The following is a 21,654-nucleotide window of genomic DNA, read 5'->3' as shown; positions in this document are numbered from 1 at the left end:
ATGACTGTCTTCCTGTCCGAACCCACCGCGCCGGTGGTCAAACGCCGGCGGCACAGCCGGCAGATACAGATCGGGTCGGTGCCGGTCGGCGGCGACGCACCCATCTCGGTGCAATCGATGACCACCACCGTCACCGCGGACGTGGACGCCACGCTGCAACAGATCGCCGAATTGACCGCTGCCGGTTGCGATATCGTGCGCGTCGCCGTCCCCTCGCAGGACGACTGCGATGTGCTGCCGATCATCGCGCGCCGCTCCGCGATTCCGGTGATCGCCGATATCCACTTCAATCCGCGCTACGTCTTCGCCGCGATCGATGCGGGGTGCGCCGGAGTGCGCGTCAACCCCGGCAATATTCGCAAGTTCGATGACAAGGTGAAGGAGATCGCCCGCGCGGCGCAGGCCGCCGGGACGCCGATCCGCATCGGCGTCAATGCCGGATCGCTCGACAAACGCATACTCGAGCGCCACGGCGGCCGGGCCACCGCGCCCGCGCTGGTCGAATCCGCGCTGGGCGAGGCGGCGCTGTTCGAGGAGCACGGGTTCACCGATCTGAAGATCTCGGTCAAACACAATGACCCGCTGGTCACCATCCAGGCCTACCGGCTGCTCGCCGCTCGCTGCGACTACCCGCTGCATCTGGGCGTCACCGAGGCCGGGCCGCTCGTGCAGGGCACCGCGAAAACGGCCGTCACCTTCGCGATCCTGCTCACCGACGGTATCGGGGACACGCTGCGGGTCTCGCTGTCGGCGCCGCCGGTCGAGGAGGTGAAGGCGGGCCATCACATGCTGGCCGGGCTCGGGTTGCGCGCCCGCACCCTCGATATCGTCTCCTGCCCCACCTGCGGGCGTTGCCAGGTCGATGTCTTCGGCCTCACCCAGCAGGTCGAGGCCGCCTTCAAGGGGTTCCCGCATCCCATCCGGGTGGCCGTGATGGGCTGTATCGTCAATGGTCCGGGCGAGGCCCGCGAAGCCGATATCGGGGTGTCGGCCGGCAATCACAAAGGTCAGATCTTCGTTCGCGGACAGGTCGTCCGGACCGTGCCCGAATCGCAGATCGTGGAGGCATTGGTCGAAGAAGCGCTCGCGCTCGCGGCAGAATCGGAACAACCCGGCCATGACATCTGACGAAACATTCACTCCGCCCGAGGGTTTCGACCTCGGAGCACTACTGAAGGCGCGGGGCGGCGAACGCTACGCACTCCAGAACCGCTACCTGAATCCGCAGTTGAACCGCATGCTGCACACCATCGGCTTCGACAAGGTGTACGAGCGCGGCAGCGGGCCCTACCTGTACGACTCCGAGGGCAACGAGTACCTCGACATGCTCGCCGGATTCGGGGTCATCGCGCTGGGGCGCAACCATCCGGTGGTGCGGCAGGCCCTGCACGATGTGCTCGACCTCGAACTGGCCGATCTGGTCCGCTTCACCTGCGAACCGCTGCCCGGCCTGCTCGCCGAGCAACTACTCTCCTACACGCCACACCTGGACCGCGTGTTCTTCGGCAACAGCGGCACCGAGGCGGTCGAGACCGCCCTCAAGTTCGCCCGGTTCGCGACCGGGAAACCACGAATCCTGTACTGCGAGCACGCCTTCCACGGGCTCACCACCGGATCGCTGTCGGTCAACGGCGAGTCCGGGTTCCGCGACGGCTTCGCCCCGCTGCTACCCGACACCGCCATACCGTTCGGCGACCTGGCGGCACTCGACCGCGAATTGCGCCGCGGCGATGTCGCCGCGCTGATCGTCGAACCGATTCAGGGCAAGACCGTCCATGCCACGCCACCCGGCTATCTGGGGGCCGCACAAGAGTTGCTGCACAAGCACAAGGCGCTGCTCATCGCCGATGAAGTGCAGACCGGGATCGGCCGCACCGGCGATTTCTTCGCCTATCAGAACGAGCCCGGCGTGGAACCGGACCTGGTCTGCGCCGCCAAAGCCCTGTCCGGCGGCTACATTCCGATCGGCGCCACCCTCGGCAAGGAGTGGATCTTCGCCAAGGTGTACTCGTCGATGGATCGAGTCCTGGTGCACTCGGCCAGCTTCGGCTCCAATGCCCAGGCCATGGCCGCCGGACTGGCCACCCTGCGGGTGATCGAGGACGAGGACATCGTGGCCAATGCCCGCCGGCTCGGCGATTCGCTGCGGGAACAGCTGGCCGCCCTCACCGACCGCTACGAACTGCTGTCCGACGTGCGCGGGCGCGGCCTCATGATCGGCATCGAGTTCGGCCGCCCTCGTTCGCTCCGGCTCCGAACCAGTTGGGCCGCACTGCAAGCCGCCCGCGTCGGCCTGTTCGCGCAGATGGTCGTGGTGGCCCTCATGCACCGCCACCGCATCCTGACCCAGGTCTCCGGCGACAATCTCGAAGTCATCAAGCTGATCCCGTCGCTGACCATCGGTGAACGCGAAGTCGACCTCTTCGTCTCCGCGTTCACCGATATCCTCGACGACGCGCATCGCGGCACCGGCCTCATGTCGGACTTCGGCCGCGTCCTGATCAAACAGGCCGTGGCCAACCGCGGTTAGTTCGCGCCGATACCATCGCGCAGGAAGTCGCCGAGCTGTTCACCGAACGGTTTGGCGGTCTCGGCGTTGTAGTTGGCCCAGCCTTCGTCCTGCGCCTGCTGCAGATAGCCGGGAAGCGGCTCGTGCAGCTCCGACTCGACCGCGTGGTCGTGCAGGCGGTTCATGGTGTCGCGCAGGGCGCCACCGGTGGCGGCGGTGTTGTCCAGTTCGAGTGCGCCGTCGCGGGTCGAGTAGTCGTAGAGTTCGTACTCCTCGTCCTGGGCGGCGTCGATCTGCGACGAACCCTGCACCCAATGCGAGTACCGGACGAATTTGGCGTCGGCGGTGCGGATTGCGACCAGGTGGCCGGGGGCGTCGTGGTTGAAGCGGACCGCGGCTTCCTCGATGGAGTGCTCGTCGGTGGTGTGGATGATCCAGGGGCGGCCGGGCGCGCCCGGATCACGACTGATCGCGGCGATATCGTGGCGGCCGGCCAGGTGGGTGTAGCGGGCGTCGTTGCGCCAGGCGTTGCCGCCGGAGCCGATCGTCAGCAGCAGGGCGGAAAGGTCGACGCTGGAGGTCAACTGGCTGCGAGTGCCGGGAGACGGCGTGTAGTAGCCGCGCGGGTCGTAGAGGAAGAGCGGGACGTGGATGGCCTCGTCATAGGCCGCGCCGCCCTTGCCGTGCAGGCCGTGGGAGCCCGCGTAATCGCCGTGGTCGGAGGTGAAGATCACCACGGTATTGGCCGCCACCTCCGGGCGGGTTTCCAATTCGGTGAGGACGCGGCCGATCTGGACGTCGACCTGCTGCTGGAACCACAGGTAGAGGTTGCGCAGGTCGATCCAGTCGCGGTCGGCGCCGGGCGTATTGTAGGGCGCCACACCGAAGGTCGCGGCCGAGACCTGCACCAGGGCCATCTGCAGCCGAGGCTTGCGCGAGAGTTGGTCGAGGGTCTCGTGATTGCCGGGTAGGTCGTCCATCCAGCGGGGAATGTTGTTGTCGGCCAGGGTGCGCCGGGTGAAGCGCGGCCACCATTGCACGTCGTGCGGGTTGACCAGGGACACCGTCGTGCACCAAGGGCCCTGTCCCGCATCGTTGTTGAACCAGTCGACGAACTGATCGACGATCCGGCCGTCCATCTGCAGGCCCTGCTCGGGCGCACCGTTCGGGGACGGGTAGGTGCCGCCGTCGAATCCGAAACGGTCCAGGCCGCCCGGGGTGGTGTCCGCGTAGTGGCCGAGATGCCATTTGCCCCACCATGTTGTCCGGTAATCCTGTTCACGCAGCATCGTGCCCCAGGTCGGGAAGCCCGCCGACAGGTCCGAGGTCGAGGTGGACAGGCAGCCGGTCTGGTGCGAGTACAGGCCGGTCAGCATGACGCCGCGGGACGGTGTGCAGTCGTTGGCGGCGGTGTAGTGCTGCTCGAAGGAGACCGACTTGTCGCGCAGCGCGGCGATATTCGGCAGGATGGTGTCGAGGATGGCCCGGTCCGGGAACCACATGGGCGTGCGCATCTCGTCGACGATCACCACCAGGATGTTCGGCTTGTCGGGGTGAGTGTCCATGCGCCGCTGGGCATTCGCCTTCGGGCTGCCGGCCGCCAGGGCGGCGGTCGCCGCGGTGGCCATGGCGCCGCTGCCGAGGAATCCACGTCTGCTGATCGACAAGGTCGTGCCGCCTTCCGGTCGGGTGATTCGGGTGGTCAGGGTGCCGGAGTGGCGGTGATGAAGTCGTTGACCACGGTCGCGAGCTCCGGGCCCTTGTCCTCCTGGAGGAAGTGGCCACCGCCTTCGATCACGGTGTGCGGCCGGTCGGCTGCGCCGGGAATCCGGTCCCGGAGAATGCGGTCGCCACCGGCGGTGATCGGGTCGCCGTCGGAGAAGGCGGTGAGGAACGGCTTGTCGAAACGGGCCAGTTGCTCCCAGGCTTTCGCGTTTGCCGCGGCGGCCGGATCGTCGAGGCCGGTCGGGACGAGCAGAGGGAAGGCGCGGGCGCCGGACTTGTAGGTCTCGTCGGGGAACGGGGCGTCATAGCCCGCCTGCACCTCGCCGGAAAGCGTTGTGCGGCAGCCTCCGCCGACGATCCTGCCGACCGCGAAGGTGGGTGTCTCCTGCGAGAACCGCTGCCAGGCGGCGAAGGCCTTGGTGAGCCGGCCGTCGCCGGTGGGGAGGCCCGTATTGGCCGCGACCACGCGGGCGAATCGGCCGGGATGTTCCCCGACCAGTCGCAATCCGATGAGACCACCCCAGTCCTGGCAGACCAGCGTGATCGCGGACAGATCCAGGTGGTCGAAGAGCGTTTCCCGCATCCATTCGACGTGGCGGGCATAGGTGTAGTCGGCGCGGTCGGCGGGCTTGTCGCTGCGGCCGAAACCGATCAGGTCGGGTGCGATGCAACGCCGCCCCGCCGCGACCAGCACCGGAATCATGGTGCGGTACAGGAAACTCCACGAGGGTTCCCCGTGCAGCAGCAGAACGACCTCACCTTCGGGCGGGCCTTCGTCGAGGTAGTGCACCCGCAGGGGAGTATCGCTGCCGTCTCCGGCGGCGACCTCGGCGTAGTGCGGTGAGAACGGGAAACCGGGCAGGTCCGAGAAGCGTTCCTCGGCGGTCCGCAATACGTGCATGGTGCCGACCCTAGAGTTTTTGCACTAAGCCTGCAAGTTGTTCTATCGTCTGACCTCATGGACGGACGCACCGCACGCTCGGCGAAGAACCGTCAGGCGGTGCTCGACGCCGTACTGACACTCATGGAAGAAGGCAATCTGCGGCCGACCGCACAGGTCGTGGCCGAGCGCGCCGGCGTCGCGACCCGATCGGTGTTCCACCACTTCGCCGATCTCGAATCACTCTATGCCGATGCCGCACAGACCCAGATGACACGGCACTGGGTACCCCTGCTGCGCCCCGTCACCGGCGCTATCGGCGCCCGAATCCACACCCTGGTCGAGCTGAGAGCCGAACTGTACGAACGGATTTCGGGCACCCGCCGGGCGGCCCTGCTACGCGAGCACGAATCCACCGTGCTCGCGGAGCGATTGGGGGAGAGCCGCGGCGCGCTGCGCGCCCACCTGCGCAACAGCCTCCCCGAACTCGACGGCCTCGCACCGGCCGCGCGCGAGGCCGCTTACGCGGCCGCCTCCTGGGAGAGCTGGGAAGTGCTGCGCCGCCACCAGGGCCTGTCCCCGGACGCCGCCCGCGCCGCCGTCGAAACGCTGCTCACCGCCCTGCTCGCCACGGTTGCGGCTCAGGGCAGTTGGTAGCAGGCAATGGGGTGGCGGGTTTCGCCGGTCGCGGATTCGGTGCAGAACGCGGCGTAGGCATTGGTCGGCTGATTGCCGATGACGACCCACGGAGCTATCGGCAGCAGGCAGTTCAACGGGCTGACCTCGTGCACCTCCTCGCCGCCGGCGCGTGGCTTGAAGATGACCCGGCCGGTATTGCACGGCGTGCCCGAGGTGGTGTTGGCGATGAAACCGGCGACCACCGGCGGCACGCCGGGGATGGCGGTCAGATCGCCGCCGAAGAAGTTGTCGAACGTGGGCGTGTTGAAGTGGACGATGCTCGCACCGGCCACACTCGAGCCCAACTGGGTGGGCAGGCTGTAGGCGGAGCCGCTGGTGGATCCACTGTCCGCGCTGCCGGAGTCGAATGCGCCGCCCGCGACGGGGGCGGGGTCCGCGGTCGCGGTCGCGGCGGCGAACACCGAGAGTCCGCAGCTCAGGGTGGCGGCGAAGATCGAACGCTTCATCGAGGCTGGTCCTTTGGTCTGACGGTTGCGAGGCGGGCCGTCCGCGTCGTGTACCGCACAGTACATAGCGATTTCCGGGCAATGAGCAGTCCGAAGGCAATCGGCCGGGGCCTGGCCGCGGATGACAACAAGGTGGCGGAAACCGCCGGACCGGCTACTGCAAATGCAGTAGGCGCACGGCCTGCGCAGAGCCGATGCCGATTACCCGATGAGCCACGAAGGATCGGAGAGTCCGTCCCCGACCCCGATGGGAGCTGCATTCGTGGCCACATTTCTGTACCGGCTCGGCCGGCTGGCCTTCCGGAAAAGACGGTATGTCGCCCTGCTGTGGATAGCGGCACTGGTCGGGCTGGGGCTCGCCGCCGGTGCGGCGCCCAAGGCCGCCGATGACGGTTTCTCGATGCCCGGCACCCAGTCCCAGCAGGCCTTCGACCTGTTGAACCAGCGGTTCCCCGGTTCGAAGGCCGACGGCGCCGGCGCGCGCCTGGTATTCGTCGCGCCGCAGGGTCATCAGGTCAGCGAGCCGCAGTACAAGGCTTTGATCGAGCAGGCGATCGGCGAGGTGTCGGCGGGACCGCAGTTCGGGTCCGCGGTCGATCCCTTTGTGGCGCATGCGGTCAGCCCGGACGGGTCGACGGCGTACGCCTCGATCAACTACAGCGCCAAGAACTCCGACATCACCTCCGCCACCACGACCGTGCTGAAGGATGCCGCGCAACACGCGCAGACCGACGGCATGTCCGTCGAGATCGCCGGTAACGCACTGCAGGCGAAGCCCGAAATGGGCGGCGCCACAGAGGTTATCGGCATCGCACTCGCCGCCGTGGTGCTGATCATCACCTTCGGCTCACTGGTCGCGGCCGGGCTGCCCTTGCTCACCGCCCTCATCGGCATCGGCGCGGGCATGGCCGCGATCATGGCGATCGGCATGTCGACCACGACCACCACGCTGGCCATGATGCTCGGCCTCGCCGTCGGCATCGATTACGCGGTGTTCATCGTGTCCCGCTACCGCACCGAACGCGCACAGGGACGTGACGCGCAGGAGGCCGTGGCACGAGCGACCGCGACCGCGGGGTCGGCGGTCGTGTTCGCGGGCCTGACCGTGGTGATCGCCTTGGCCGGGCTCGCGGTCATCGGCATCCCGGTATTGACCAAGATGGGCCTCGCGGCGGCCGGCACGGTAGCGGTCGCGGTGCTGGTCGCGCTCACCCTGGTGCCCGCGCTGCTGGGCTTCTGCCAGCGACTCGTACTGCCGCGTAAACTCCGCAGCCCCCAGCCGATGCCGGCGCCGGAATCCGTTGCGACGCCGATGGGTACGCGCTGGGCGCGATTCATCGTCCGCCGGCCGCTGCCGGTGCTGCTGCTGGGCGTCCTCGGCCTCGCGGTGCTCGCTGCGCCCCTGCTGGATCTGAAAATGGGTATGCCGGGCGATGAATCGCAGCCGACATCGACCACGCAGCGCCGCGCCTACGACGATCTGTCCCGCGCCTTCGGCCCCGGCTTCAACGGGCCGCTGACCGTTGTGGTCGATGTCCAGGGCGTCGCCGACCCGCAGGCGGCCGTACAGCGGGTCGCCGCAACGGTTTCCGGGACGCACGGCGTGGTGTCGGTCTCGCCCGCCCGGTTCAACCAGGCCGGTGACACCGCCATGTTCATCGCGACACCGTCCACCGGGCCGAGCGCCGACGCGACCAAGGATCTGGTCAACACCATCCGTGGTGAGGCGGGCGCACTGAAGTCCGATACCGGCGCGACCCTGCTGGTCAGTGGCACGACCGCGATGAATATCGATGTCTCGCAGAAGATGTCGGACGCGCTGATCCCGTACCTCGCGGTGGTGGTCGGTCTGGCGTTCCTGCTGCTGATGGTCGTGTTCCGGTCGCTGCTGGTGCCGTTGAAGGCCGCGCTGGGCTTCCTGCTGTCGGTATCGGCGGCGCTGGGCGTGATCGTGGCCGTGTTCCAGTGGGGCTGGCTGGCCGATGTCATCGGTGTGCACCAGACCGGTCCGGTGGTCAGCATGATGCCGATCTTCATGATCGGAGTCGTGTTCGGTCTCGCCATGGACTACGAGGTGTTCCTGGTCACCCGGATGCGGGAAGCCTACGTGCACGGCGAATCAGCGCACGAGTCGATCGTGACCGGATTCCGGCAGAACGCGCGGGTCGTCACGGCGGCCGCGGTGATCATGATCGCGGTGTTCAGCGGGTTCATCGGAACCAGCGAGGCCATGATCAAGATGATGGGCCTGGGCCTGGCCGCGGCGGTGTTCTTCGATGCCTTCGTGGTGCGCATGACGATCGTGCCGGCGGTGCTCGCACTGCTCGGTGACCGGGCCTGGTGGCTGCCGCGCCGGCTGGCGAAGATCCTGCCGGCGATCGATATCGAGGGCAGCGGACTCGCACAGGATGCTGTCGAAGAAGAACGCGAGGCGGTACCGGTCGCGCCGTGAGCCCGGACCGGCCGGGCATCATGGCTGGTAACCGGAGGAAGGGGTACGACCGCATGAGAGCCGAATGGAGAGAGCGCTGCCGGCGCAGTCCACATGCGATCGACGCCGCGCTCGTGGTGGTGACGTTCGGGCTCTCGGTCATCGGCAGCATGAGCACCCCGGTCCACGGCGGGGAGTTCCTGCTGAACCGCACACCGTCGGTCGCGGTCCTGGTGCTCGCCGCGGTGGCATGCCTGGCACTGATGTGGAATCGCGACCGGCCCCGGACGGTGGTCGTGGTGACCATGTCGTGCTGCGTCGTGATCGGTGCGCTCACCGCGCCCCTCACCCCACTGCTGCTGGGGTCGGTCACCGTCGCGTTGTACGCGCTGGCGACGCACACCGATCGCTATACGGCACGGACGTATTCGGTGGGCGCCGCGATCATCCTGGTCGTGGTGTCGGTGGCCTTCGGCAAGGACGTGCCGGTGGCCGGGCCGACGATCGGGCTCGGCGCCTGGGTGCTGCTGGCCGGGGCCATCGGCGATTCGGTCCGCAGTCGCCGCGACTATGTGGCGGCCGTGGAGGCGCGGGCCGAACTGGCCGAACGGACCCGTGAGGACGAGGCCCGGCACCGGGTCGACGAGGAGCGCATGCGGATTGCGCGGGAGCTGCACGATGTGGTCGCCCACCACATGGCCCTCGCCAATGCGCAGGCGGGAGTCGCCTCGTATGTGCTGAGCACTCGGCCCGATCAGGCGCAGCAGATGCTCACCCAGCTGGCGGAAACCACCTCGTCGGCCCTGCGGGAACTGAAGGCCACCGTCGGGCTGCTGCGGCAATCCGGCGATGCCGAGGCGCCGCTCGAGCCGGCGCCCGGCCTCGACACGCTGCCCGGGCTCGTCGAATCGTTTGCGGGCGTGGGCCTTTCGATATCGGTCACGATCGAAGGGGAACCGCGGCCGCTCTCGCCGGGCGTGGATCTGACCGCCTATCGGATCGTGCAGGAGGCGCTGACCAATGTCGCCAAGCACGCGCGGACCTCGTCGGCGTCGGTAGTGTTGACGTATTCGCGTCGCAGCCTGCGCATTCGGGTGATCGACGCGGGGCGCGGCGGTGTGCCCGGGGAGACCGGTTACGGACTGCTCGGCATGCGGGAGCGCGCATTGTCGATGGGCGGACGACTGTTCGCGGGCCGCAGACCGGAAGGCGGATTCGAAGTGAGCACCGAATTGCCGCTGCACACCGTGGAAACGCTGCGCGGCGCGGGAGAGATGCGCAACGCGGGGGAGCGGACCGCGTGACGATCCGAGTCCTGCTCGCCGACGATCAGACCCTGCTGGTGGCGGCCTTCCGGCTGCTCATCGAGGCCGCGCCGGATATGGAAGTGGTCGGTGTCGCCGCCGACGGCGCACAGGCCGTGGAACTCACCCGGGCCACCCGGCCCGACGTGGTGGTGATGGACATCCGGATGCCCGGTATGGACGGGCTCGCCGCGACCACCGAAATCTGTTGCGACAGTGCGCTGTCCGCCACCCGCATCCTCATTCTGACCACCTTCGACATCGACGACTATGTGGCCCGAGCGCTGCGGGCGGGTGCGAGCGGGTTCCTCGGCAAGGATGTCGGCCCGGACGAACTGCTGTCCGCGATCCGCACGGTGGCCCGCGGCGACGCCCTGCTGTCGGCGACCGCGACCCGGGCCCTCATCGCCCGCTTCCTCGCCCAGCCGGTGCAGGCCCCCGCCGGTTCCGGGCAGACCCTCGAGGCGCTCACCGTGCGCGAGCGCGAAGTGGTGGTGCAGGTGGCGGCCGGCAAGTCCAATGAGGAGATCGCCGAGCAGCTGTATCTGAGCCCGCTGACCGTGCGCACGCACGTCCATCGGGCGATGGCCAAACTCGGTACCCGGGACCGTGCGCAATTGGTGGTGCTCGCTTATCAATCGGGTCTGGTCCGGGTCGGCCACAGCGAAACTCGCGGCCGCCCCGAAAACTAGCCGACCCTCCGGTTTTCGGCGCGAGCGTGATATTCGACGAAATCCGCACGTCGCGGGTGATCGCGTCGTACCGTAATGCTTGCCAGAATGCACTGCCGCACAGAGCCTTTCGTCTGCGGCGAGTCCTCCGGTCGCGGCGTGCCCAAGGCGGTCGCGGTCGTGCGCATCGTGTGGGAAGAAGGATGACGCATGTCGATCGAAACGCCCGCTCAAATCGAAAATCAGGCACAGAAGAGTCTCGGTACGTCAGCGGCCCGTAATCTGGCGCACACCACCAAATCCGAACCGCAGATGCAGGGCATCACCTCGCGGTGGCTCACCCGCATGCTGCCCTGGGTCGAGGTGCACGGCGGCGTGTACCGGGTGAACCGGCGGCTCACCTACACCTTCGGCAACGGTGAACTGGAATTCCTCACCGACAATGGCAAGGCCCGGGTGATCCCGCAGGAATTGCGAGAATTGCCCGCTTTGCGCGCATTCGATGACGAGGAGGCACTGTCCACCCTGTCGAATCTGTTCGAACAATCCGATTACGAACCGGGTGAAGTGGTCGCCGAATTCGGCAACCCGGTGGATCAGCTGTACCTCGTGGTGCACGGCAAGCTGTCGAAGATCGGTGTGGGGGAATACGGGGAGCAGCAGGTCACCGGCATTCTGGCGGGCGGCGATTACTTCGGTGAGGACGTGCTCGTCGACGCCTCCGCCATCTGGCCGGTCACCGTCAAGACGCTCACCGCGGTCACGGTGCTGGTACTGCCGCGTAGCGAGCTGAACGAAATGTTCGACCGCACACCGGCACTGCGCCGGCATCTCGAGCAGTACACCGCCGCGGCGGCGCAGCCGCAGAACAAACAGGGCGAGGCCAGCATCGAGGTGCAATCCGGACACTCCGGCGAACCGCTGCTGCAGGGCACCTTCGTCGACTACGAGCTCAGCCCCCGCGAATACGAACTGAGCGTGGCGCAGAGCGTGCTGCGCATCCACACCCGGGTGGCCGATCTGTTCAACGATCCGATGGATCAGGTCCAGCAGCAGTTGCGGCTCACCATCGAAGCGCTACGGGAACGCCAGGAATCCGATCTGGTCAACAATCCCGAATTCGGATTACTGCACAACGCCGATCACAAGTACCGCATCGACACCTACTCCGGTCCGCCCACCCCGGACGACCTCGACGATCTGCTGGCCATGCGCCGCAGCACGAAACTGCTGCTGGCACACCCGAAGGCGATCGCCGCATTCGGCCGCGAGTGCAATGCGCGCGGGCTGTACCCGTCACCCGTCGAGATCGACGGGCATCGGGTGCCGTCCTGGCGGGGCGTACCGGTGTTCCCGTGCAGCAAGATTCCGATCAGCCACACCGGCACCACCTCGATCCTCGCCATGCGCACGGGCGAGAAGGATCAGGGTGTGGTCGGTCTGCATGCCACCAACATCCCGGACGAGTACGAGCCCGGACTCAATGTGCGCTTCAAAGGCATTGACGACCAATCGATTATCTCGTACCTGGTCAGTGCCTACTACTCGGCTGCGATACTGGTTCCCGACGCGCTGGGCGTACTCGACAACGTTCAGGTCGCGCGTCGGCAGGATTGAGCTCGACGGCATTTGCTCGACCGCTGGATGCGGGGACGCCGCTGGTGAGTGGCGTCCCCCACCGTTCGCCACCTTCCATCAGCGTTGCGTGCCTGTGAAGGAAGTGCCATGCAGCCCTTCGAACTCCCCGACTTCTACATGCCGTATCCGGCCAGGCTGAATCCGCATCTCGAGGCCGCCCGCGCGCACACGCGCGACTGGGCGGCGCAGATGGGGTTCTTCGAACCGCAAGAGGGCAGGCATATCTGGGACGAGACCGATCTCGAACGGCACGACTACGGGCTGTTGTGCGCGTATACCCATCCCGATTGCGACAGTGCCGAACTCAACCTCATAACCGACTGGTATGTCTGGGTTTTCTATTTCGACGACCACTTCCTCGAACTGTTCAAGAAGACGAAAGACTCGGCGGGAGCGCGGGAGTACCTGCGCCGGCTGCGCGATTTCATGCCTATCGACAGCATCGATATGCCGGAACCCACCAATCCGGTGGAACGCGGCCTGGTCGACCTGTGGCCGCGCACCGTGCCGGAGATGTCGGTCGACTGGCGGCGGCGATTCGCCGAGACCACCGCGGCGCTGCTGGAGGAATCCCGCTGGGAGCTGGCCAATATCACCGAGGACCGGGTCGCCAATCCGATCGAATACATCGAGATGCGGCGCAAGGTGGGCGGCGCGCCCTGGTCGGCCAACCTCGTCGAGCACGCCGTGCACGCCGAGGTGCCCGCGGATCTCGCCGGGACCCGGCCGCTGCGCGTACTGCGCGACACCTTCGCCGACGCGGTGCACCTGCGCAACGACATCTTCTCCTATGAGCGCGAGGTGCAGAACGAGGGCGAGAACGCCAACGGCATCCTGGTCATGGAACGCTTCCTCGGCTGCGACACCCAGACCGCCGCGAACCTGGTCAACGACACGCTGACCTCACGACTGCAGCAGTTCGAGAACACGGCGCTCGTCGAATTGCCGCTGCTGTTCACCGAATACGGCGCCGCACCGCAGGAACAGGCCGATGTCTCGCTGTACGCCAAGGGATTACAGGACTGGCAGGCCGGTGGGCACGAATGGCATCTGCGCTCCAGCCGGTACATGAACAAGGGCGGGCAGGCCGGAGCCGACGCGCCCGCCCGCCGGCTCGCCGAGCTGCTCGCGCCGAGTGGGCTGGGCACCTCCGCATTACGGATTCCACGCGGCGCCGAGGGGGCGGGGCTGAAGCGGGTCAAGAGCTTCCTGCACGCACCCCTCACCGCGGTCGGTCCCACGCCGCTGCCGGAGATCTACATGCCCTACACGCTCCGGCTGAATCCGCTGCTCGACACCGCACGCGAGCACGTGGTCTCGTGGGCACGGCAGATGGGGATGATCGATCCCCCCGAGCTCGCGGATCACAACCTGTGGAGTGAAAAGGATCTGCGGGACTTCGATTTCGCCCTGTGCGCGGCCGGCTTGGATCCCGATGCCGACCAGGACGAACTGGATCTGGCCAGCGAGTGGCTGACCTGGGGTACCTACGTCGACGACTACTATCCCGCCGTCGTATTCCCCACCAGGAACATCGCCGTATCCCGGCTGCTGGTCCGGCGACTCCACGAATTCATGCCCGACGATGTCGCCACCGCCGTCCCGGCCAATCCGCTCGAGCTGGGCCTGGCCGATCTGTGGTCGCGCACCACCCTGGCGATGGACCTCGACCAGAAGCACGAATTCCGCTCGGCCGTGGCGAAATTCCTCGAGGCGTGCGAATGGGAGACGGTCAACCACAACCTGCACCGGATCCCCGACCCGGTGGACTTCGTGGAGATGCGCCGCGACACCTTCGGCTCGGACCTCACCCAGGCGCTGTCCCGGATCTCGCACGGCAACCTGGTCCCGCCGCAGGTCTACCGGACCCAGACCCTGCGGAATCTGGAGAATACGGCCGCCGACTACGCGGTCATGCTCAACGATCTGTTCTCGTACCAGAAGGAGACGGAGTTCGAAGGCGAGTTCCACAATGCCGTCCGGGTCATGCAGAACTTCTTCGAATGCGATCGCGACCGGGCCGTCACCATCGTCAATGACCTGATGACCGCGCGCCTGCAGCAGTTCGAGCGGGTGGTCGCCCAGGAGCTGCCCATCCTCTACGAGGAATACGAGCTCGACGACGCCACCCGCCGGACCCTCGATCAGCGCGCGGCCGAACTGCAGGATTGGATGGCCGGAATCCTGCACTGGCACAGAGGAACCGGCAGATACCGCGAGCAGGAACTCATCGACCGGTATCGCCCGCCGGCGGCGCGGACGTTCCTGCGTCCGAGTGGTCTGGGCACCGGTGCGCTACGGCCGAGCGTCAATCGCGGCTGAGGTCAGGCCGATTGGCGGGTTACCGCGATCACGGGGATCTCACGGCCGGTGTTGGCACGGTATTCGGCGAACACCGGCATGAGCTCGATCATCCGCTCGTACAGTTCGTCATGTTCGGGGCCGGTGATGAATTCGGCCTTGCCCGTATAGGTCTCGGTCCCGAGCTCGACGGTGAGCTGCTGGTTGGCGCGCAGATTGTGGTACCACGCGGGATGCTTGTCGGCGCCGCCGTTGGAGGCGATGAGCACGATCCGCTCACCGTCGGGCACGAACACCAGCGGGTTGGTGATCCGCCGGCCCGATTTCGCGCCGGTGGTGGTGATCAGCACCAGGTTCTCCTGGCCTTCGAAGGTTCCGCCCACCCGGCCGCCATTGGCCCGGAACTCGGCGATCACGTTCTCGTTGAATGCGTTCATCTGACCCTCCTGGATTGATCTCTCCAGCGCCAACCAGAACAGCCGCGCGGTAATTCCGCGCGGCTGCGGGCAGTTCTGTCTAGTCCGAGACGCTGCCGGCGCTCAGGTTGACGATGGTGCCGGTGATCGCGGCGGCGGCGTCGGAGGCGAGAAATGTGGCGGTAGCGGCGACTTCGCGCAGGGTGGGCAGGCGGCGCAGGTGACTGGTCTGCTCGATGATGGCGTGGAAGTCCTGGACGCCGATGCCCAGCGCCTGGGCGTGCAAGCCGAAGACCGTTGCGATGGTTTCGGTTTCGGGGATGCCCTGGGAACGGATACCGACCGCTCGGACACCGCTGGAACCGAGTTCGGCCGACAGACCACGCGTGAGGGCTTCGATGGCCGACCAGGCCGCGGGCATGCCGCCCATGAGCGGCGTGCCATGGCGCGCCGGGTCGGCGGTGACGGTGAGGATGACGCCGGAACCCTGCTTCTGCATCTGGCGAGCCGCGGCCGTCGCGGTAATGAAGTTCGCCCGCGTGTAAGTGGTGACCGGGTCGGTGAAACCGGCGGCCGTAAGCTGGGTCAAGGGGATGCCCTGCACGCCGGGTTGCGGAACGCTGATGGCGTTGAAGGAGATATCGAGGTGACCAACGCCCGCCGCGATCGCCTCGACATTCTCGGCGACGGCCGTCTCGTCCAGCGCATCGATCACACCGCAGTGGACCTTGCCGCCGGCAGCGGCGATCTCGGCGGAGATCTTGTCCAGCGCCGCCTTGTCGCGGCCGGCGAGATGGACGGTGGCGCCCGCGGCCGCGAAGGCGTGGGCGACGGCGCCGCCGATGGCTCCGGCGCCGCCGTAGATGATGGCATGTTTGTCAGCGAGTGACACGGGTTGCTCCTTGCTCGATTCGGAACGGTCCTGAGTAATGACCCGGGCGGACCGCGGCACTCACCGATGACTTTCCGGTCGGCGCGGTGTCGTAACCCTTATGAGTGAGCCGGCGGTACACGAGGGCGTGGCCTTCGCCGAACTGGTCGACAGCTATCGGCCGGAATTGCACCTGCACTGCTACCGGATGCTCGGGTCGCTGCAGGATGCCGAGGACCTGGTACAGGAGACACTGCTGGCCGCGTGGCGCGGCCTCGACCGGTTCCGGGGTGAAGCGTCGATCCGGTCCTGGCTGTACCGGATCGCAACCAACAAGTGCCTCAACGCATTACGTGATGCCGGCCGCAGGCCGGTGACGACCGGCGAAATCGCTTGGGCAGAACCCTATCCCGATGATCTGCTCGGCACCCTGGCCGATGCGGCGCCCGGACCCGCAGCACAATACGAGGCGAAGGAGACCCTGGCCTTGGCCTTCGTGACGGCGCTCCAGCATCTTCCGGTGCAGCAGCGTGCCGCCGTGGTGCTGCGTGACGTGCTCGGATTTCCCGCCGCGGAGGTCGCGCACATGCTGGGTTCCAGCCCGGCCGCGGTCAACAGCGCCTTACAGCGGGCCCGGGCGGCTCTACCGCAGCGAGCCGGCTCAACCGCCTCGCGGCGCCTGCCACCGGCGGGGGAGCGGGATCTGGTCGATCGCTTCGCCACCGCGTTCGCCGATTCCGATGTCGCGGGCCTGATCGCCCTGCTGACTTCCGATGCGCGCCTTGCCATGCCGCCCGAACCGCTGGTGTGCATCGGCCCGGACGAGATCGCGGCCCTGTTCACCCGGCTGTGGCGGCAGCGACCCGCCGTGCGGCTGGTCCCGGTCCGCGCGAACGGTCAACCGGCTTTCGGCTATTACCAGCACATCGCGCACACATCCATTGCCCGCGCCAACGGGCTGCTCGTGCTCACACTCGCGGACACACAGGTCAGCGCGATCACTCGCTTCGGCGATACCGCGCTGTTCCCGTACTTCGGGCTGCCACGCAGCCTGCGCCGAGATCCCTAGGGTGTGTCGAGTGCGGTGGCGGGGACACCGTAGGGCAGGAACCGCACGCGACGACGCTCGTCGGTATTGTCGCGATGCGCGCGCAAGGCCTCGAGCTCGCTCGGGAAGACCTGTTCGACTCGCGCGCCGCCGTCCTCGTCGATGCTGTAGATGACCCACACGCCACTGCCGGTCTCACCGGCGGTCTCGCCCTCCGGTTTCGGCGGCCGCGTGCGCTCCGGCTGCACGAACTGACCGAGCAGCGAGGCCACCGTGCTCATGCTGGTGCGATCGATGTACTCGCTGGCCTTGCCCAGGAGGTCACGGATATCGATCCCGGCCTCCCGTAATGCGCGTTCGAAATCTTCCGGATCGATCCCGAAAGGCTTGTCGGGTGCCATAACATTTGCTCCTCGGGACGATTTCAGCAGTACGCCTACAGTCTCCTCGCCCGAATCCGCCTGCGCCACGTCGTGACGACCGGACGGTCGGCCGGCGCGTGCGACGAATCGTCGAATACTCCGCGGAGGGCGGCGGCAAAGTGCCTGCAGACGACGAACACACCCGCGATATGGATGCGGGTGCGCTGTCCAATTACCGCGCGTATACCTTGCGAACTCGGTTCGGGCAGACCGGGGAACCGGCCGATCTGGACGAGGCGGCGGTGATGGGGCGAAAAGCGCTGGACGCCAGCCCTATCGGCCATCCGGCGCGGGCAACGTATCTGTCCAACCTCGGGGACACATTGCGGGTCCGGTTCGAGCTGCGGGGGACCCTGACCGATCTCGACGAGGCGATCCGGGTGGGCCGGGAGGCCGTCGACCTCACCGCAGCCGGCAATCCCGATCGCGCGGCTTATCAAACCAATCTCGTCGGCGCGCTACAGCGCCGATTCGAGCGGGCGGGCGCATCGGAGGATCTGGACGAGGCGATTCGGGTGGGGCGGCAGGCGGTGGACGGCGCCGCCGCCGATGACCCGGACCTGGCATCCATCCTGTCCAACCTCGGCGGCGTGCTGCAGACCCGGTTCGGGCGGCTCGGGATGCGGACCGATCTGGACGAGGCGGTGACGATCGGACGAAAAGCCCTTTCCGCCGGCGATGTCGACCATCCGAACCGGGCACGGTACCAATCCAACCTGGCCGGTGCGCTGCAGCGCCGGTTCGATCGGACAGGGGCGCTGACCGATCTGAACGAGGCAGTGGAGCTGTACCGGCACGCGGCGACCGCGCCGAGCCTGCACGCACTCGACCGGGCCATGTTCCTGTCCAACCTGGGCAGTGCGCTGCGGATCAGGTTCGATCGGACGAGGTCGCAGGCCGATCTCGACGAAGCGGTGGACGCGGGGCGAAAAGCGGTGGACCTCGGCCCCATCGAGCACCCCAACCGGGCGATGTATCTGTCCAACCTCGGCAATGCGCTGGGCACCCGATTCGAAGCGGCCGGCGCGCCGGGTGATCTCGACGAAGCGGTGGACGTGGGCCGAAAAGCAGTGGAGGCCAGCCCTATCGGCTACCCGGACCGGGCGATGTACCTGTCCAATCTCGGCAGCACACTGCGGATCAGGTTCGATCGGATGGGGGTGCCGGCCGACCTGGATGAGGCCGTAGCGGTGGGGCGAAAGGCAGTGGATGCCGGTGCCATCGAACGGCCCGACCGAGCCGTATATCTGTCCAACCTCGGGGACGCGCTGCAGAGCCGGTTCGAGCAGAGCAAGATGCAGGCCGATCTGGACCAGGCCGTCAATGCTTTTCAGGAGGCGGTGGACACGGCGGGGGCTGCACCGTCGACTCGTATTCGAGCGGCTCGCGCTGCCGGGCGGCTGGTCGCGCAATCCGATCCGGCGCGGGCGGCGAGACTGTTCGAAGGCGCCGTCCGGCTGCTGCCGGAGGTGACGGCTCGTTCGCTGGAGCGGGCCGATCAGCAGTATGCGCTGGGCGGGTTCGCCGGACTCGCCGCCGACGCGGCGGCCCTGGCGCTGTGGAATCCCGACATCGCCGAGCGCGATCGACCGGAGATCGCCTTGCAACTGCTGGAAGCCGGGCGTGGCGTACTGCTCAGCCAGGCCCTGCACGTCCGCGGCGATCTCACCGACCTCGCAGTGCGGCACCAGGATCTGGCGGATCGCTTCACCGAACTCCGCGACCTGCTCGATCGCGACCGGAGCCTCGACGATGCGGTGTACGCCGCACCCGACCGCCATCAATTGGCTGGTGAGTTCGAGGACCTGCTCGGCCGGATTCGCGAACTGGACGGTTTCGCGTCCTTCGCGCTACCGCCTACCCGGGACGAGCTGCTCGCCGCGGCCGCGCACGGGCCGATCGTCGCGTTCAATATCAGCGAATATCGTTGCGACGCACTGCTACTGTCGGCCGACGGCATCACCGGCCTGCGGCTGCCCGACCTGTCCGCCGAACTGGTCACCGAGCAGGCCATCGCCTTCCATCGCGCCGTGGCCGTGGCCCAGCGGGGTACGACCATGCTCGAACGGCACACCGCGCGTGGACAGTTGAGTCAGATCCTGGAATGGCTGTGGAACGCTGCGGCGAGCCCCGTGCTCGATACGGTGCATCACGAGCCGGCCGCGCCCGGCTCAGCGGGCCCCCGTATCTGGTGGATGCCCGGCGGACTACTGAGTCTGCTGCCCATCCACGCCGCCGGCTACCACACCGACCCACCCGGACCGGCGGCCCGAACCGTGATCGACCGGGTCGTCTCGTCGTATACCCCGACCATCGCCGCCCTGCGGCATGCGCGCCGAGCGCCGCACGTCACCGCCGCGCTTTCACGCGCGCTGATCGTGATGATGCCGACCACTCCCGGTCGTGATGATCGGCTCGATTTCTTGTCCGAGGAGACACGCAAGCTCGCGATCCGGCTGCCGGAATCGGTGACTCTCGTCGAACCCGATCCCGCGGACCTCGCCGCCACGCCATCGGACACGGTGCCGACGAAATCCAATGTGCTGGCGCTGCTTCCCGCCTGCACGATCGCGCACTTCGCCTGCCACGGCGCCAGTGATCCCGCCGACCCCTCGCAAAGTCGCCTGCTGCTGCACGATCACCGTACCGACCGGTTCACGGTCGCGGCACTGGCTCCGATTCACCTCGAACACGCCCAGCTGGCATACCTTTCGGCGTGCGAAACCGCCCTCACCATCGATACCCGGCTCATCGACGAGGCGATCCACCTCTCCTCGGCATTCCAGCTGGCCGGGTACCCGCACGTCATCGGCACCCTGTGGGCGGTGAACCATCGGTTCGCGGTCCGGATCGCCGACGAGTTCTACGACGCTCTGACCACCGCGACGGAGCCCGGCACGCCGATCGACGCGAGCGGCGCCGCGGCGGCCCTGCACCGCGCGATTCACAAGGTACGCAAGAAATTTCCCGAACCGGCCTACTGGGCCGCACACCTTCATGCCGGGGCCTGACAGCACTATTCTGGTAGCCGGAATCACCGGCACGACAGGGGGCTCCGCGCGATGCCGATCGAGAGTCCGTTCGACGAGGAGATACCGATCGCGGTCCGGCTGCTGCTGGACGACGGTGGCCAGCGCGCTGTGCACACTTCATCCTGCCTGATCGCGTTCGGGGCCTTGCAGATGCGCGGCTGGCAGATCCATCGGGTGACGCCGCGACCGGAGAACTTCAGTGACCGGGACGCCTACCTGCTCAAGATCAACTACGACCTGCTGCTGGAGCCGGGCGCACCGGGCCCGTCCTGGTTCGAGGTCGGGTTCGCGATGTCGGCCGCGGTCGTCGTCGACGCGATACCGGGCTGCGTATTGGAGCCACAACAGCCGAAATCGTATGTGCCGGACCCTTTTCTGGTGTTCACGCCCGGCGTCGGCGTCAGTTTGCCGGTGACCTATCCGATGGTGGATCTGTTCGGCATCGGCGGGCCCGAGGTGCGCTGGCGGCATACGGCAGCGAGCGCCGGCGGAGTCCGGCCGGGGGCGTATACCGCGTGGGCGACCCTCGTGGTGCCGGCGGGCTGCGCGGAGTTGGCGGTCGATATCACCGCCCGATTCGATCTGAGCGCCGGTTCCGAGGCGGCCCAGCTCTACGAGCCCACCGCCGAACCGGCGAACGTGGTGCTGAAACTGCCGGATTCGATGTCCGTCCTCGAAAGAACCCTCCGGCCCGGCCGGGAACGCCCGGCCGCACGACCGCCGCAGACGCCCCGGGTGTTCATCTCCTACACCCATGACGATCAGGCGCACCTCGAGGCCGTTCTGCACTTCGCCGAATTCCTGTCCGCCCGTTGCGGACTCGACGTCCACGTGGACCGCTGGGATCTCGATCGCAGGCGGAACTGGTATCTATGGGCGATCGATCAGATCACCGCCGCGGATTTCGTGCTCGTCATCGCATCGGCGGACTGCAAACGCGTGGCGGACGGGAAGCTCGGCGGTCTCGCGAATCGCGGTATGCAGTCGGAACTGTCGGTGCTGATGGATCAGCTGCACAATGACCGCGACACCTGGCTGGGCAAGATTCTGCCGGTAGTGCTGCCCGGACATTCGGCCGCCGAGATCCCGCTGTTCCTGCAACCCGGCATCGCCGACTTCTACGTCGTTTCCGAATACACCGTCGACGGGGCGGAGGATTTGCTCCGGGTCATCACCAGACAGCCGATCCACGCACGGCCACAACCCAACTCCGAGGTCGTCCGATTGCCGAACAGACCGTGGACGTGATCGTGTCACTGCA

General features: G+C 67.2%; 17 protein-coding genes. 11 read left to right on the top strand and 6 right to left on the bottom strand.

Annotation, left to right across the window (positions count from 1 at the left end):
• Nucleotides 1-1,128: a flavodoxin-dependent (E)-4-hydroxy-3-methylbut-2-enyl-diphosphate synthase gene (gene ispG / locus ACIP5Y_RS20365; RefSeq protein ID WP_400351808.1), complete on the top strand. Its 1,128-nt coding sequence runs from the start codon at nucleotides 1-3 to the stop codon at nucleotides 1,126-1,128.
• A complete protein-coding gene (locus ACIP5Y_RS20360; protein ID WP_400351807.1) occupies nucleotides 1,118-2,530 on the top strand; it encodes an aspartate aminotransferase family protein in 1,413 nt (470 codons plus the stop codon). The genes ispG and ACIP5Y_RS20360 overlap by 11 nt, the downstream gene beginning before the upstream one ends.
• Here ACIP5Y_RS20360 and ACIP5Y_RS20355 read toward each other — a convergent pair.
• Nucleotides 2,527-4,137: a sulfatase-like hydrolase/transferase gene (locus ACIP5Y_RS20355; RefSeq protein ID WP_400353823.1), complete on the bottom strand. Its 1,611-nt coding sequence runs from the start codon at nucleotides 4,135-4,137 to the stop codon at nucleotides 2,527-2,529. The two genes, ACIP5Y_RS20360 and ACIP5Y_RS20355, sit on opposite strands and share 4 nt — an antisense overlap.
• 74 nt (nucleotides 4,138-4,211) lie before the next feature.
• A complete protein-coding gene (locus ACIP5Y_RS20350) occupies nucleotides 4,212-5,135 on the bottom strand; it encodes a haloalkane dehalogenase (protein ID WP_400351806.1) in 924 nt (307 codons plus the stop codon).
• Nucleotides 5,136-5,192: 57 nt separating this feature from the next.
• On the opposite strand from ACIP5Y_RS20350, the gene ACIP5Y_RS20345 reads away from it, so the two are divergent.
• Nucleotides 5,193-5,771, top strand: a complete 579-nt coding sequence (locus ACIP5Y_RS20345; protein WP_400351805.1) for a hypothetical protein — start codon at nucleotides 5,193-5,195, stop codon at nucleotides 5,769-5,771.
• Here ACIP5Y_RS20345 and ACIP5Y_RS20340 read toward each other — a convergent pair.
• Entirely contained in the window at nucleotides 5,756-6,259 is a 504-nt protein-coding gene (locus ACIP5Y_RS20340) for a hypothetical protein (RefSeq protein ID WP_400351804.1), read from the bottom strand. The two genes, ACIP5Y_RS20345 and ACIP5Y_RS20340, sit on opposite strands and share 16 nt — an antisense overlap.
• A 262-nt stretch (nucleotides 6,260-6,521) precedes the next feature.
• Between ACIP5Y_RS20340 and ACIP5Y_RS20335 the strand changes: the two genes are divergently transcribed.
• The 5 genes from ACIP5Y_RS20335 to ACIP5Y_RS20315 all read left to right on the top strand — a co-directional run bounded on the left by ACIP5Y_RS20335 (nucleotide 6,522) and on the right by ACIP5Y_RS20315 (nucleotide 14,625).
• Nucleotides 6,522-8,711: an MMPL family transporter gene (locus ACIP5Y_RS20335; protein ID WP_400351803.1), complete on the top strand. Its 2,190-nt coding sequence runs from the start codon at nucleotides 6,522-6,524 to the stop codon at nucleotides 8,709-8,711.
• Nucleotides 8,712-8,764: 53 nt separating this feature from the next.
• Nucleotides 8,765-9,994 (top strand): sensor histidine kinase, encoded by a 1,230-nt coding sequence (locus ACIP5Y_RS20330; RefSeq protein ID WP_400351802.1) that lies wholly within the window; start codon nucleotides 8,765-8,767, stop codon nucleotides 9,992-9,994.
• Nucleotides 9,991-10,686, top strand: a complete 696-nt coding sequence (locus ACIP5Y_RS20325) for a response regulator (RefSeq protein WP_400351801.1) — start codon at nucleotides 9,991-9,993, stop codon at nucleotides 10,684-10,686. The genes ACIP5Y_RS20330 and ACIP5Y_RS20325 overlap by 4 nt, the downstream gene beginning before the upstream one ends.
• Nucleotides 10,687-10,875: 189 nt before the next feature.
• Nucleotides 10,876-12,282 carry a family 2B encapsulin nanocompartment shell protein gene (locus ACIP5Y_RS20320; protein WP_400351800.1) on the top strand — a complete coding sequence of 469 codons (1,407 nt, stop codon included), beginning with the start codon at nucleotides 10,876-10,878 and terminating at the stop codon, nucleotides 12,280-12,282.
• Nucleotides 12,283-12,390: 108 nt separating this feature from the next.
• A complete protein-coding gene (locus ACIP5Y_RS20315) occupies nucleotides 12,391-14,625 on the top strand; it encodes a germacradienol/geosmin synthase (protein ID WP_400351799.1) in 2,235 nt (744 codons plus the stop codon).
• 2 nt (nucleotides 14,626-14,627) lie between these two features.
• Here ACIP5Y_RS20315 and ACIP5Y_RS20310 read toward each other — a convergent pair whose 3' ends face one another.
• Together ACIP5Y_RS20310 and ACIP5Y_RS20305 are read right to left on the bottom strand one after the other, a co-directional pair.
• Complete coding sequence (locus ACIP5Y_RS20310; protein WP_400351798.1) at nucleotides 14,628-15,041, bottom strand: nitroreductase/quinone reductase family protein; 414 nt, start codon at nucleotides 15,039-15,041, stop codon at nucleotides 14,628-14,630.
• A 79-nt stretch (nucleotides 15,042-15,120) separates the two neighbouring features.
• Nucleotides 15,121-15,912, bottom strand: coding sequence for an SDR family NAD(P)-dependent oxidoreductase (locus tag ACIP5Y_RS20305; RefSeq protein ID WP_400351797.1), 792 nt, complete (start codon nucleotides 15,910-15,912; stop codon nucleotides 15,121-15,123).
• A 100-nt stretch (nucleotides 15,913-16,012) separates the two neighbouring features.
• Between ACIP5Y_RS20305 and ACIP5Y_RS20300 the strand changes: the two genes are divergently transcribed.
• Complete coding sequence (locus ACIP5Y_RS20300; protein WP_400351796.1) at nucleotides 16,013-16,960, top strand: RNA polymerase subunit sigma-70; 948 nt, start codon at nucleotides 16,013-16,015, stop codon at nucleotides 16,958-16,960.
• On the opposite strand, the gene ACIP5Y_RS20295 is transcribed toward ACIP5Y_RS20300, so the two are convergent.
• A complete protein-coding gene (locus ACIP5Y_RS20295) occupies nucleotides 16,957-17,340 on the bottom strand; it encodes a hypothetical protein (protein WP_400351795.1) in 384 nt (127 codons plus the stop codon). The genes ACIP5Y_RS20300 and ACIP5Y_RS20295 overlap by 4 nt on opposite strands.
• Nucleotides 17,341-17,480: 140 nt before the next feature.
• Here ACIP5Y_RS20295 and ACIP5Y_RS20290 point away from each other — a divergent pair, with 140 nt between their 5' ends.
• The gene (locus ACIP5Y_RS20290) at nucleotides 17,481-20,372 is read left to right on the top strand and encodes a CHAT domain-containing protein (protein WP_400351794.1); all 2,892 of its coding nucleotides are present in this window, start codon (nucleotides 17,481-17,483) and stop codon (nucleotides 20,370-20,372) included.
• Nucleotides 20,373-20,423: 51 nt separating this feature from the next.
• Nucleotides 20,424-21,641 carry an SEFIR domain-containing protein gene (locus ACIP5Y_RS20285; RefSeq protein WP_400351793.1) on the top strand — a complete coding sequence of 406 codons (1,218 nt, stop codon included), beginning with the start codon at nucleotides 20,424-20,426 and terminating at the stop codon, nucleotides 21,639-21,641.
• The last annotated feature ends 13 nt before the right edge of the window (nucleotides 21,642-21,654 follow it).

It is taken from the genome of Nocardia sp. NPDC088792 (genome assembly GCF_044750615.1).
GTDB lineage: Bacteria > Actinomycetota > Actinomycetes > Mycobacteriales > Mycobacteriaceae > Nocardia.
The sequence above is the reverse complement of the archived record's forward strand: the minus strand, read 5'-3'. Positions and strand labels throughout refer to the sequence as shown.